General features: G+C 73.3%; 17 protein-coding genes. 5 read left to right on the plus strand and 12 right to left on the minus strand.

From position 1 onward, the window contains the following. Window positions 1-77 precede the first annotated feature (77 nt). From AC2CJA_RS17275 to AC2CJA_RS17310, 8 genes are all read right to left on the minus strand, one after another. Window positions 78-851, minus strand: coding sequence for a hypothetical protein (locus AC2CJA_RS17275; RefSeq protein ID WP_484603586.1), 774 nt, complete (start codon window positions 849-851; stop codon window positions 78-80). Between the two features lie 2 nt (window positions 852-853). Continuing rightward, a complete protein-coding gene (locus AC2CJA_RS17280) occupies window positions 854-1834 on the minus strand; it encodes a radical SAM protein (RefSeq protein ID WP_484603587.1) in 981 nt (326 codons plus the stop codon). Between the two features lie 217 nt (window positions 1835-2051). Next, window positions 2052-2480: a roadblock/LC7 domain-containing protein gene (locus AC2CJA_RS17285; RefSeq protein ID WP_484603588.1), complete on the minus strand. Its 429-nt coding sequence runs from the start codon at window positions 2478-2480 to the stop codon at window positions 2052-2054. Window positions 2481-2578: 98 nt separating this feature from the next. Further along, on the minus strand, window positions 2579-2779 hold the full coding sequence (locus AC2CJA_RS17290) for a DUF5999 family protein (RefSeq protein ID WP_484603589.1): 201 nt from the start codon (window positions 2777-2779) through the stop codon (window positions 2579-2581). 16 nt (window positions 2780-2795) lie between these two features. After that, window positions 2796-3026 carry a hypothetical protein gene (locus AC2CJA_RS17295; RefSeq protein ID WP_484603590.1) on the minus strand — a complete coding sequence of 77 codons (231 nt, stop codon included), beginning with the start codon at window positions 3024-3026 and terminating at the stop codon, window positions 2796-2798. Further along, window positions 3014-3190 carry a hypothetical protein gene (locus tag AC2CJA_RS17300; RefSeq protein ID WP_484603591.1) on the minus strand — a complete coding sequence of 59 codons (177 nt, stop codon included), beginning with the start codon at window positions 3188-3190 and terminating at the stop codon, window positions 3014-3016. The genes AC2CJA_RS17295 and AC2CJA_RS17300 overlap by 13 nt, the downstream gene beginning before the upstream one ends. A 270-nt stretch (window positions 3191-3460) precedes the next feature. Next, the gene (locus AC2CJA_RS17305; protein WP_484603592.1) at window positions 3461-3946 is read right to left on the minus strand and encodes a hypothetical protein; all 486 of its coding nucleotides are present in this window, start codon (window positions 3944-3946) and stop codon (window positions 3461-3463) included. A 183-nt stretch (window positions 3947-4129) separates the two neighbouring features. Further along, window positions 4130-4573: an ATP-binding protein gene (locus AC2CJA_RS17310; RefSeq protein ID WP_484603593.1), complete on the minus strand. Its 444-nt coding sequence runs from the start codon at window positions 4571-4573 to the stop codon at window positions 4130-4132. A 169-nt stretch (window positions 4574-4742) separates the two neighbouring features. On the opposite strand from AC2CJA_RS17310, the gene AC2CJA_RS17315 reads away from it, so the two are divergent. From AC2CJA_RS17315 to AC2CJA_RS17325, 3 genes are read left to right on the plus strand one after another with little or no spacing between them, the layout of a single operon-like run. Next, entirely contained in the window at window positions 4743-5582 is an 840-nt protein-coding gene (locus tag AC2CJA_RS17315) for a helix-turn-helix domain-containing protein (RefSeq protein ID WP_484603594.1), read from the plus strand. 3 nt (window positions 5583-5585) lie between these two features. Continuing rightward, the gene (locus AC2CJA_RS17320; protein WP_484603595.1) at window positions 5586-5822 is read left to right on the plus strand and encodes a DUF397 domain-containing protein; all 237 of its coding nucleotides are present in this window, start codon (window positions 5586-5588) and stop codon (window positions 5820-5822) included. A 42-nt stretch (window positions 5823-5864) separates the two neighbouring features. After that, window positions 5865-6686, plus strand: a complete 822-nt coding sequence (locus AC2CJA_RS17325) for an SAM-dependent methyltransferase (RefSeq protein ID WP_484603597.1) — start codon at window positions 5865-5867, stop codon at window positions 6684-6686. 79 nt (window positions 6687-6765) lie between these two features. On the opposite strand, the gene AC2CJA_RS17330 is transcribed toward AC2CJA_RS17325, so the two are convergent. Then, window positions 6766-7422: a DedA family protein gene (locus AC2CJA_RS17330; RefSeq protein ID WP_484603603.1), complete on the minus strand. Its 657-nt coding sequence runs from the start codon at window positions 7420-7422 to the stop codon at window positions 6766-6768. Window positions 7423-7603: 181 nt separating this feature from the next. Here AC2CJA_RS17330 and AC2CJA_RS17335 point away from each other — a divergent pair, with 181 nt between their 5' ends. Then, the gene (locus tag AC2CJA_RS17335; RefSeq protein WP_484603598.1) at window positions 7604-8320 is read left to right on the plus strand and encodes a superoxide dismutase family protein; all 717 of its coding nucleotides are present in this window, start codon (window positions 7604-7606) and stop codon (window positions 8318-8320) included. 103 nt (window positions 8321-8423) lie between these two features. Here AC2CJA_RS17335 and AC2CJA_RS17340 read toward each other — a convergent pair whose 3' ends face one another. Further along, the gene (locus AC2CJA_RS17340; protein WP_484603599.1) at window positions 8424-9095 is read right to left on the minus strand and encodes an HNH endonuclease family protein; all 672 of its coding nucleotides are present in this window, start codon (window positions 9093-9095) and stop codon (window positions 8424-8426) included. Between the two features lie 472 nt (window positions 9096-9567). Here AC2CJA_RS17340 and AC2CJA_RS17345 point away from each other — a divergent pair, with 472 nt between their 5' ends. Next, the gene (locus AC2CJA_RS17345; protein ID WP_484603600.1) at window positions 9568-10149 is read left to right on the plus strand and encodes a TMEM165/GDT1 family protein; all 582 of its coding nucleotides are present in this window, start codon (window positions 9568-9570) and stop codon (window positions 10147-10149) included. A 101-nt stretch (window positions 10150-10250) separates the two neighbouring features. On the opposite strand, the gene AC2CJA_RS17350 is transcribed toward AC2CJA_RS17345, so the two are convergent. Together AC2CJA_RS17350 and AC2CJA_RS17355 are read right to left on the minus strand one after the other, a co-directional pair. After that, a complete protein-coding gene (locus AC2CJA_RS17350; RefSeq protein ID WP_484603601.1) occupies window positions 10251-10985 on the minus strand; it encodes an HAD-IA family hydrolase in 735 nt (244 codons plus the stop codon). Window positions 10986-11138: 153 nt separating this feature from the next. Further along, complete coding sequence (locus AC2CJA_RS17355) at window positions 11139-11912, minus strand: peptidoglycan-binding domain-containing protein (RefSeq protein WP_484603602.1); 774 nt, start codon at window positions 11910-11912, stop codon at window positions 11139-11141. Window positions 11913-12183: the final 271 nt, after the last annotated feature.

The following is a 12183-nucleotide window of genomic DNA, read 5'->3' on the forward strand; positions in this document are numbered from 1 at the left end:
CCGTAGAGTGATGAAGCGGGGCAGCGCTGGCGGGGCGCGCCGCCCCCCCCCCCCCCCCCCCCCCCCACCGGGTGACGCTACTGGGGGCGCTGCCCCTCGGAGGCGAAAATCAGCGGCATCGCATGCCACGCCACCGACCGGACCGCGTCGCGCAGCGGGAACGGCTCGTCCCACTTCACGCGGCCCATGGCCTTACCCGCCAGCAAGGTCACCGCGAGGGCTTGGGCGAGAGCGCCGGCCGCCAGGCCCTGGACCGGCATCTCGGTGTCGGCCGGGTCGCCGGCCAGGCTCTCGTACAGGCTCTGCGCGGTGGTCGGGAGCTGCATGAGGGTGAGCGTCGAACCGAAGTCGATCCCGTGGCTCTGGGCGACCTCGGCGATGACCCCTTGGGCGTCGAGGTGTTCGGTGGTGTCGATCAGGGGGGCGGTGCCCCGCTCGCGCGTCGGGTGGCCCTTCCATGCTTCCCCGACGGCGTTGATACCGGGGTAGCGGACGGCTGCGGCCTGCCGCATGACATACAGGTCGTCGTCGGAGTGCCAGGCGACGCCGGCGGCGTCCCGGCGCCCTTGGACGAGGATGCCGTCCACGAACTTCAGCACCGGCTGGACGTCGTGGACGCCTTCGGCCACGGCGGTACGGAACCCGAAGTGCACGGTGTCGGGTAACACCTGGACCGGCAGGGTGCGCTTGACCGGCAGGAACACCGCCGCGGCGGCCGCCGGTACGGTTTCGGTCCCGTCGTCGGCCCACTGCATGGCCATGCCGGTCAGCAGCCGCACCGGCCGGTCCACCGGCCGCCCCACCGCCCCGTAGGGAGTGTCGGGCCAGCTCAGGTTGCTGAGGGTCCGCATGCTCAGACTCCCGTGTGGGCAGCCGTGCGGATCGAGTGCCCCAGGTACTTCGCGAAGTGGTTCTCCTTGAAGCGGTACCGGCCCCAAATCTCGCTGATCGGCTCCTCCAGGATGTTCCCCAGGGGCTCCCACAGGTCCGGGGCGTCGTACACCGGCCAGGCCCGCGCGATCCCGTTCGGCTCGACCACGATCATGTGGCCCTCGTTGGCCGGGGTCCACGTCGTCATCCGCAGTGCGGGCCGCCACCCGTGGACGGTCCGCAGCTCCGACAGGCGATCGAACGTCTCGGCGGCCTCCTGGTCGGTGATGAACTCGTTCTCCTCCAGCTTCAGGGCGTTGCCCTTCCGCAACGGCATGATCAGCTTGACCTTGCCCGCGTCGAGCACGTCGGCGATCTGGCAGGTGAACGGCAGCGCGGCCAGGGTGGAGCGGTAGACCACAGCCGACAGCGACAGCGGAATCCCGGCGTCCTGGAGCGCGCGGACCCCGGCCATCACCTCGTCGTAGTCGCCGCGGACCCGGTTGGTGGTGGCGCGCGGGCCCTCCAGCCCGATGTTGGCGAACGCGATCTTCCCCGCGATGTTCCTCGCGTGGTCCAGGCCGTGAGTGGCGTTGGTGGGCACCGCCAGGATGAAGTCCTGGTGATACATGTCCACGATCTCGCTGAAGTCGCGGCGCATCAGCGGCTCACCGCCGGAGAGGAACACCCGGCCGACACCGGCCAGGTTCCTGCGCATGGTGTCGAGCTGCTCCAGCGAGGGGTCGGGGAGCTGGAGGGTCTCCGAGCAGAACGAGCAGTCGAAGTTGCACCGCTTGGTGGCCTGAAGAACCACCGACAGCGGCACGGTCGCGGCCTGCGCGGCTGCGGCGACATCGAGGTCGGTGGCGGCGGTGAAGTGGTGGCCGGCGTTGGCGAAGCCGACGCCGCCGCCCAGGGGCCGTAAGGGCTGCGGCGGCACGGTGGGCATACCGAGTTCAGTCATCTGCATCCTCCAGGTAGATCCGGTACAGGGGTAGGTGGTGCCGTCCGGCGGGCCGGTGCCATGCCCTGCGGCTGGGGGCCGCAGCGCCGCTTACCCGGCCCGTGCGGACGCTGTGGGGCCGCCCCCCGGGGGTGTGTGAATCCCGCGGGCCCGGGGGGCGGCGGTCTGTGGGCTCACGCAGGGCGGCGCGAGCCGGTGAGGTAGCCGGGCGCGCGTCTCACAGGCCGGCGGTAGTGCGGGCGGGGGTGGCGATGTGGTCGCGGAGGCTGCCGGCGAGCTTGGCCATCTCGTAGCCGACCTGGCCGTGGTCGGCTTCCCGGTCGGCGGTGACCAGCAGGCGGCTGCCTTCCACGCCCGCGCACACCAGCAGCGCGACGGCGCCGAGGTCGATCACCACCACGTTCAGGGACAGTTCCTCGGCCACGTTGGGCGCCAGGAGCCGCGCGGCGCCGTCGGCCATCGCGGACAGGCCGGAGGCCAGGGCCGCCAGACGGTCGGCGGTGTCCTTGTCGAGGCCGAACCACGACTTCGCCAGGCCGTCGGACGACAGCAGAATCGCGCCGCGGGTGTGGGGGACGCGCTCCACGAGGCCCTGGAGGGCCCAGTCGAAGCCGTCCAAGGGAAAGGCTGCGGGGGTGGTGAGCATGCTTGGTGTTCTCCTGGTGATGGGGGGCGAGATGGCCTGGTGCCTGCCCCCGGCTGCGGGCCGCAGGGGATGGGATCTTCCGTTGCCGGGGGCAGGAGTCATGCGGCGGCCGCGAGAGGGCCGGCCGGGCGGTGCGGGGCGATGACCTGCCCATCGGGCAGCAGTACGCCGGTGTCCTCGAACAGCAGGGCGCCGTCAGACCGCAGCGACCAGCCCTGTTCGGGGTGGTGAGCGATGAGGTGGGCGGCCTCCCGGCCGGGGGAGGTGGCGGGCGGGCACGGGGGCGTGTGCCGGCACACAGGCGGTCATCCCCTTTCAGGCGGGGTCGGTGAGTTCGGCGAGGTTCACGGGGGTGCAGCCGTGCAGGGCCACGACCTGCCGGTAGGCGAGGGTCCAGGCGAGTGCGGGGGCGTCGTAGGAGACGTCCACCAGCCCCTCGGAGGGGAGAGGCCGGACGAAGTAGGGGTGGTGGACGATGCCGGCCACGCCCCACGGGACGGCGTCGCGCACCCACGCGGCGACGTGCCCTCTGGTCAGGTGGGGCACTCGCGTACGGCGATGTGGGCGCAGGGCATGCACACCGGCGGTGACGTGGTCCGCTCGCCTTCGAGGATCGGCCGGCCCGCGTCCTTGACCAGGAACAGGAACCGCTCGCCGATCGCGCCGGTCACCGTGGTCCTGCCACAGACCTGGCACAGCAGGTCGCTCATCGCGCGGCGCTGCACGTGGACCGTCTCGTACTTGGGTTCGCCTTTTCTCCGGCCGAGGGACTGCCGGGCCCACAGCGGTGCCGCGCCAGTCGTGGGCGTAGGAGGTGAGGTCTTCGCCGGGAAAGCTGAGGCGGCCGCCACCGAAGGCGACCCGGACGGGCCGGGGGTGGACCATCGGCTCGCCGGACCAGGCGGCGATGTAGGGCACCACGCTCATCCGCTCGGCGAGGCGCGCGGGGCGGTCTCCCACGGGTGCCGTGCGGGCTCCGCTCACCGGGCGGCCTCCTTCGTCGCGGCGCGGGCGGCGGTGTAGGCGTTGCGCAGGGCGGGTCCGGCGGTGAGCGCCTCGGTGGTGGGTTGCACGATCCAGGACCGGCCGTCCAGGTGGCGGGGTTCGGTGTAGTCCGGGTGCGGCAGCGGCACGAGCGTGTGGTCGGGCAGGCGGGCGCTGCCGGGGGCGTTCCAGCCGTCCGCCGAGCCGGGCGCGAGGAGGAAGTCCACCCCGAGCGGGGTGGCCAGGACCGGCCCGAGCGGTGCGCGGGCCGTGCGCAGTCGCCGCACCGTCGCGTGTGCGGTGCCGGTGGGCAGGCGGACCACGTCCCAGGCGGGCCCGGTCGGCGCCTCGCCCAGTGCCCCGTGTCCCCAGGCGCGCAGCACGTCCGGGACGCGGCCGGTGGGCCGCAGCCAGCCCAGTTCCAGGGGGCCGAGGACCAGGTCCGACAGGTCCGCGGCGGGGTGCGTCAGGGTCGGGTTCACGGGTGGTGGTGCCTTTCGATCAGGTGGTACGGGGAGGAGGGGCCCCGGGGGGGGGGGGGGCGGGGGGGGAGGGCCCGGGCCCCCCCCAGGCGGGGCGGCCCCGGCCCTTTTCCGCAGGGCCCGGGTCCCCTCCCCTCGCCGGGAGGGGACCCGGGCCCTTGCGGTCATCCGGCCCCGGACGGCTCAGGGCCGGATGACGGCCCACACGATGTGGCCCAGGCCGAGTCCCGCGGACTCCACCCCCCAGGCCTGTGTGAGCGATTCGATCAGCTGTAGTCCCCGGCCGCGCTCCTCGTCGGCCCGGGGGAAGCACAGGACCGGGGTGCTGGCGTAGCTGCCCTGGTCGCGCACCTCGATGCGTATCTGGTTGTCGGCGACGTACAGCAGGCAGCCGATGCGGTCACTGTCCGTGTGCAGTACGGCGTTGGTGAACAGCTCGGAGACCACCAGCCGTGCCGTGCGGCAGACCTCCGGGGTGAAGCCCCACTGGAGCAGGCGCTCGAAGGCGCGATCGCGGGCGTCGGCGACGGAGAAGGGCTGGGCCGGCAGCTCGAATGTCTCCTGGCGCAGGTCGGGGCATACACCGACCGGTCCCGGGAGCGTCATCGTGCCTGGGGAGAGCGCCACGGCCACCCGCCTTTCCGTGCTTCCGCCTGTGGGGACTCTCACTATCCTCGCTGCGGTAGGCAGAAGGCAAGAGGCGTCTTGCAAATTGCAGAATATTCAAGGCAGGCTGCGTACGTCATGGACGGTGTGTCAGACTCTCTGTCTGACCAGGGGTTTCGAGGGAGGGAACGTGGCGACCGTCGGGCGGATCGTGCTCGGCCTGCGACTCCGTGACCTGCGGGAAAAGGCCGGGTGCTCCTTCGAGGAGGCCGCCGCCGCGCTCAGCGTCAACGCCGCGACGGTACGGCGGATGGAGAAGGCCGAAGTCGGCTTGAAACCGCTGTTCGTGGAGAAGTTGCTGGAGACCTACGGCGTCGAACGGCAGGAGATCGACTCCTTCCTGGCGCTCGTGGAGGAATCACGCAGACCGGGATGGTGGCACCGCTTCCGTGACGTACTGCCCGACTGGTTCGGCCTGTACGTCAGCCTGGAGGGAGCCGCCTCCGTCATCCGCGGCTACGAGCCCCACTGCGTCCCCGGCCTGCTCCAGACCGAGGACTACGCCCGTGCCCTGCTGCGCACCGGCTTCCCCAGCGCGCCCGAGGACGAACTCGAGCGCCGGGTGGCGCTGCGCATGGGACGGCAGCGGCTCCTGGACGGTCCCGGCGCCCCGCGACTGTGGGTCGTGATTGACGAAACGGTCCTTCACCGGCCCGTCGGGGGGCGTGAGGTCATGCGGGCGCAGATCGACCGGCTTCTGGAGGCGACGGGAACGCCGAACGTCACCCTCCAGGTCCTGACGTTCGGGGCGGGCCCGCACCCGGGCATGTTCGGCCCCTTCCAGCTGTTCCGCTTCGACATACCGGAACTGCCGGACATCGTCTACGCCGAGAGCCTCACAGGGGCCGTCTATCTGGACGAGCGCCCCGACACGGCCGCCTACCTGGAGGTCCTGGACCGCATGGGCGCGCAGGCCGTATCAGTACGACACACCGAGGAGCTCCTCGGTGACATTCGCAAGGAGTTCTGACCGATGGGTCACATTTACAACGGGATGCCGGCCAGGGAACTCGGGAGCGAGGGCTGGCACAAGCCGTGGAGCGGCACCAACGGCGGCAACTGCGTGGAAGCGATGAAGCTCGGCGACGGACGGGTGGCCCTGCGGCAGTCCAGTGACCCCGACGGCCCCGCGCTGATCTACACCTACCAGGAGATCGAGTCGTTCATCCGGGGCGCCAAGCTCGGGGAAGCCGACTTCCTGCTCGCCTGACCGCACCACCACCGACCACCACCACCCCCCACGGGAGACCAGATGACCGCCCAGGGCTTCTCCGCCGACGACATCGACACCAGCAGGCCGCACTCGGCGCGCATGTACGACTACTTCCTCGGAGGGAAGACCAACTACGAGGCCGACATCCAGGGCGCCGAGGCGGTCATCTCCTTCTGGCCGGGGGTGCGCACCGGAGCCCGCGTCAACCGCGCCTTCATGCACCGGACGTCCCGGTGGCTGGTCCGTGAGGCGGGCATCCGGCAGTTCCTCGACGTCGGCACCGGCATACCCACCGAGCCCAACCTCCACCAGGTCGTCCAGGCCATCGCGCCCGAGGCCCGGGTCGTCTACGCCGACAACGACCCCATCGTGCTGCGCTACGCGCAGGCGCTGCTGCGCAGCACCCCGGAGGGCCGTACCGCCTACCTGCACGCGGAGGCGACCGACCCCGACTCGATCCTGAACCACCCCGAACTCCGCGAGGTCCTGGACCTGAGCCGGCCGGTCGGACTCTCCCTCAACGCGCTGCTCCACTACATCGGCGACGAGAGCAGGCCGCACGAGATCGTCGCACGGCTGGTGGAGGCGATACCGTCGGGCAGCTACCTCACCCTCACCCACTGCACCCCCGATCTCGACCCCGAGACCTGGGAGCGTCTGAACAGCCTCTCCATGTCCGGTTCCGCGGCCTCGGCCAAGGCCCGTACACGCGAGGAGATCCTGCGGTTCTTCGACGGGCTGGAGTTCGTCGAGCCCGGCCTGACCGTGCCGCACCGCTGGCGGCCGGAGCCGGACCAGCCGCTCGCGGACGTCTCCGACGCGGAGGTGTCCCTCTACGCGGCCGTCGCCCGCAAGCCCTGACGGGGGCGGCGAGGGCTGACGCGCATGTGGTCGTCCCCGGGTGCGGTCCCGGGGGCGACCGCACCTTGAGGGGCGTACGTCAGGAGGTCCGCGCCGTCGGCAGCGGCCCGCGCCGCACCAGGAAGGCCGCCAGGACGCCCGCGCCGAAGAGGGCCAGCACCGAGACCGCCGCCCCCAGCCACGTCGCCCCGAACCACTGCCCGCCCACGTAGCCGGCGCCGACGCCGTACCCGGCCCAGGCCAGGCCCGCCAGGGCCGACCACGGCAGGAACTCCCCGGTGCGCCGCTGCTCCACGCCGGCGACCAGGCTCATCACCGATCGCCCGCCCGGGGCGAACCGTGCGAGCACGACCAGGGGGCCTCCCCCGCGCTCCAGCGCGTGACCGAGCCGCTCCCGGGCGCGGGCCAGCCGCCGCGAGCGGGCGACGGCCCGGGTGAAGCGGTCACTGCCGTGCCGGGCCAGCCGGTACACCGCCAGGTCGCCCAGGACGGACGCCGCGGCCGCGCACAACACCAGCGCGCACACCGTCGGAAGCGGGGCGTTCGGAGCCGGTGCGGCGACCGCGGCCGTGCCGGCCGCCGTGCCCGCGCCGGCCGCACCCGCCGCGGTGGCCGCGGCCGCGATCACGATGACGCCGCTGGGCAGGAAGGGGAGGAACACGTCGAGCAGCACCGACAGCGCTATGAGTACGTAGATCCAGGGGGCGTAGACCAACTCCCCCAGCGTTTCCTGCACATTCACCCCCCGGTGGGGCCCCTGCCGCGGGGCGGTGTACCGCCGATCAGCGTACGCCCGCGTCACCCGTGAGGATCGGCTGGGGTGCCGCGGCACGTCATCTCCCCGCCGTCCGGCCGGAGTCGGCGGAGCATGGGCGGCCGTACGGAACGACACGGCGAACCGAGCAGGAGGGGCCGACATGCTCAAGGGCAGGAAACCGGTGGACAGGACGGCGAACGGGACGGCGGGCGGGGCCGCCCGCAGGACGGTCGCCGCGGCGGTCGTCACGGCCGTGGCGGCGGCACTGCCGGCCGTCGCGGGAGCTGCCGAACCCGTCGAGACGGCGGAGGTCCTCGGCGTCGTCGAGTCGGTCGCCGACATCGGCATCGGCGGTTTCGGGCTCGGAGGCAGGCACCGGGTGGCATGGGCGGGCGCGGAGTTCGCCCCGCCGGGGAAGTCCGCCGTGCCCGCCGCGGTGACCTACGACCGGGCCCTCGTTCCCGTCGGGGCCGGGGTCTCGGTGGCCCGCTACGACAGCCGCCGGGGCATGACCGTCGAACTGGGCGTGCGAGGGCTGCCGGAGGGCCGCGGCTACGGGGCGCACGTGCACACCGAGCCGTGCGGTGTCCGGCCCGGGGGCTCCGGCCCGCGCTACCGGAACGTCCCCGCCCCGAGTGGTTCGTCCGCCGGCCCGCGCCACGCCAACCCCGAGAACGAGGTCTGGCTGGACTTCACCACCGACGAGCACGGCGAGGGCAGGGCGCTGTCCAGCCACATGTGGCGTTTCCGCGCGGGCGAGGCGCGGTCCGTGGTGCTCTACGAGCACCGCACGGCGCACGAGCCCGGACGCGCCGGCGACGCGGGCAGGCCGGTGGCCTGTGTCACCGCGGTGCTCGCCCCGGAGCCGGGGAGGTAGGGGCGGCGGATCCGGACGCGGCCCGGCCCGGGCGGTCGGCCGGGCGCCGCCGTCCTGCCGGCACCGGTTCCGGGCGTGGGCGCCGAGGCCGGTCAGCAGCCGGTCAGCAGCCGCTCAGCACGCTGGTGAGCCTGCTCTTCTCGGCGGAGTCCACGGACAGGCCGTAGCTGTGCTTCACCCAGACCCACATCCGGGCGTAGGTGCAGTGGTAGGCGGAGCGCGGTGGCATCCACTCCGCCGGGTCCTTGTCGCCCTTGGACTGGTTGACGTTGTCGGTCACGGCGATGAGCTGCGCGATGGACAGGTCGTTGGCGAACGACTGCCGCCTGGAGGTGCTCCAGGAGTTCGCGCCCGAGCGCCACGCCTCGGCCAGCGGTACGACGTGGTCGATGTCCACGTCGGAGGCGGCGTACCAGGTGGCGCCGTCGTAGGGCGAGTACCAGCGGCCGCTGGTGGCCGCGCAGCTGCTGTCCCGCACCACGCCCGTGCCGTCGCGCTCGAGGACGACCTCACGGGTGTTGCAGGTACCGCTCTGGGTGATCCAGTGCGGGAACCTGTCGCGGCTGTAGCCGTCCGAGGAGCCCTCGGCGCGCACCGTCAGGGAGGCGAGGTAGGAGCGCGCGGTGGACGCGCTCGGCGGGGTGGGGGGCGCGGCCTGGGCGGTGGGGGTGCTCAGGAACAGCAGGCCGGCGCAGAGGGCGATGAGCGCGCCGAGGGTAGTGGATTGACGCGCGTAGCAGCCGCGCCGCGAAGCGGGCAGGCGCATGCCGTGCATACGAACTCCCTGAGAATGGGGGGAAGTTGATTGGAGCGAACGCCGTCAGAGTGATGCCGAAAGGTTTCCTCCCGGCGGGCGCTGGGTGACAGGATGGCGACATGGGCACGTCAAATCAAGACCGCCGCCCGGACTGATCGGCGCGCTCGCGGTGCGGGGCCGCGTGCGGCTCCGGTGTTCCGCGCCGGAGCCGCCGGCCGTGGCCGGCGCGGGGGCGCGCGGAGGCATCACGTACGCTGGTCGGTGTCTGAAGGGGAGTAGCTCTTCGCCGGACCGTCGACATACTGGCCGCGCCGTACCCGTACGGCCGGCCCGGCGCCCGGAGCCGGTGCCCGCGCACCGTGCCGGCGAGACCTTCGGCCGCAGTGTCCACGGCTTCACACGAGCCGCCCATGACGCTGCCGTGCCGGAGCGTGCTCGCCCCCGTGGGCCTCTCGGCAGGGCGGCCCGACCGATGAGGGGTCCTTCCCGCATGTTCAGCATCACCGCCGCCGCAGTGACCTTCGGCGTCGTCTTCCTCGCCGAACTGCCCGACAAGACGGCACTCGCCGGGCTTGTGCTCGGCACCCGTTACCGGGCCTCGTACGTCTTCGCCGGAGTCGCGGCGGCCTTCGCGCTGCACGTCGCGCTGGCCGTCGCCGCGGGCAGCGTGCTGACCCTGCTGCCGCGGCAACCGGTGCAGGGGATCACCGGTGCGCTGTTCCTGGGGGGCGCGCTGATGCTGCTGCTGAGGAAGGACGACGGCGACGAGGAGATCCGCAAGCCCTCCGACCAGTCCTTCTGGAAGGTGGCGGGCAGTGGCTTCACGCTGATCCTGATCGCCGAGTTCGGCGACCTCACCCAGATCATGACGGCCAACCTCGCCGCCCGCTACGACAATCCGCTCTCGGTCGCCCTCGGCGCGGTGATCGCCCTGTGGTCGGTCGCGGCCATCGGCATCCTGGGCGGGCGCGCGCTGATGCGCCGCGTGCCCCTGCGCCTGATCTCCCGGATCGCGGCGTGCGTGATGCTGGTGCTGGCCGCCCTCAGCTTCTACGAGGCGCTCACCGGCTGACCGGCCGGGGCGGCGGGAGTGATCACGCCCCCCACCCGGAACCGGCGGGGAGGAAGGTTCCGGACGGGGGGCGTGCGTCTGGGGGGAGGGGCGGTGCGGGCTCAGCCGGGCCCGGGGGCCAGGTGCAGGCGCAGCCCGCCGCCGGGCAGGGGCTCCACGCGCACCCCCTCCAGCGTCGGCACGTGGGCGGCCGGGCCGAAGGCCGCCGCCCGGGGCCCGACGCCGACCACCCGCATACCGGCCGCGCGGCCCGCCGCGACACCGGCCCCGGAGTCCTCGAGGACCACGCAGTCCTTTGGCGCGAAGCCCAGTTCGGCCGCGGCCTTCAAGAAGCCCTCCGGGTGCGGCTTGCTGGCGCCGACCGACTCCGCGGTGACCCGCACCGACGGCATCCGCAGGCCCGCCGCGTTCATGCGGGCGGTGGCCAGGGGGACGCTGGCCGAGGTCACCAGCGCGTGGGGGAGGTCCTCGATCGCGGCGAGGAAGGCGGGAGCGCCCGGGACCGGTACCACGCCCTCGGTGTCGGCGGTCTCCCGCTCCAGCAGGCGCCGGTTCTCGGCGTGGTTGGTCTCCATCGGGCGGTCGGGCAGCAGCTCGGCCATCGTGGCGTAGCCCTGCCGGCCGTGCACCACCTTCATGACCTCGTCCCCGTCCAGTCCGTGCCCGGCGGCCCAGTCGCGCCAGACGCGCTCCACGGCGGCGTCGGAGTCGACCAGGGTGCCGTCCATGTCCAGCAGTAGCGCGCGTGCCGTCAGCGCCGCGGCGGGCGCGCCCACGGCGTGCCGGGCGTCCTGACCGTCCTGGGTTTCCGTGGCGTCCGGGGTGTCCGAGGGCATGGCGGGTGGCTCCAACGGCTGGAAGGCGGGACAAGTGGCCCGCCCGCCGGGTCAGGGGCCCCCGTCGTCAGGAACGGGGAACGGGCGGAGCCACTTTGTTCCTCTACGATACAAAGCATTCCGCGTTCGCGCCACTCCGCCGGTCCACCGGCTTCAGTTCCGCTGCGTGGCTCCCTCCAGCGCGCGCCGGGTGTGCGGCCCGTAGACCCCCTCCGGGTCGCCCCGCACCCCGTACCAGACCTGGAACCCGGCCACCCCCTCGGTGACCTCGCGGTCGTACACGCCGTCCACGCCGTGCCTGCGGCTGTCGTAGGTGCCCACCGCGGACAGCCGGTACTGGAGCTCGAAGACCTCAGGACCCGAGTCGCCCTCGCGCAGCGTGCGCGGCGGGCCGCCCCCGTCGTCGTACCTGTCGCCGTCCTGGCCGCCTCCGTCCGGAGTGTCGGGGGCGGAGGGTTCCGGGGAACTGCTCGCGGACGCCTCGGCGCTGCGGGAGGGGGTGGGGGAGGAGGGGGTACGGCTCCGCGAGGGGCTCGCGGGGACGGAGGGAGTGGGGGAGGAGGACGCCGTGGCCGATGGAGAGACCGAGGGGGACGCGGAGTCCTCGGGGCCGGGGCCGGCCGACTCCTCTCCCCCGTCGCCGGTGGGCACCACCGCGGTCGGGGCCCCGCCGCGGTCGCCGAACCGGGCCTCGTCGAAGGTGTCGTCCCCCCGGGTGAGCAGCCCGGCCACGAGTATGCCGGAGCCCAGCACGGCCACCGCGGTGCCGCCCACGGCCAGTGCCATGCCGCGCCCGACGCGGCGGTGCGGGGCCGGGCGGCCCCCGGTCACCGTAGGCAGGGGCGCGGTGTCGTCGTCCGCCGGCCGGGCTCCCTCGGGGAACATCGCCAGGTCGGCCGGGTCCGGCCCCCGGTCCGGGTGTGTCACCGGCCGCGGCAGCACTTCGACCCCGGCGCACCGGCAGCCCGCCCGGCCGGAGTCGTCCGCTGGTCTGTGGCATACGGGGCAGATGGGTGTATCCGCCACTGTGGGCTCCCCTCCCTCAGAAGTGCCACAGAGGCTACTGGATGCCCCCGCTCCTCTTTACCCGCCGGTCACTTCTGTGCGCCCCGGCCCCGCCCGGCACGATTCCGGAGGCCCCGGTCCCCGGGCGGCCGCCCGCCGCGGCCGGCGGGCGCGGGGGGGGGGCGGGCCCCCC

It is taken from the genome of Streptomyces sp. ATLC9, assembly GCF_057196705.1.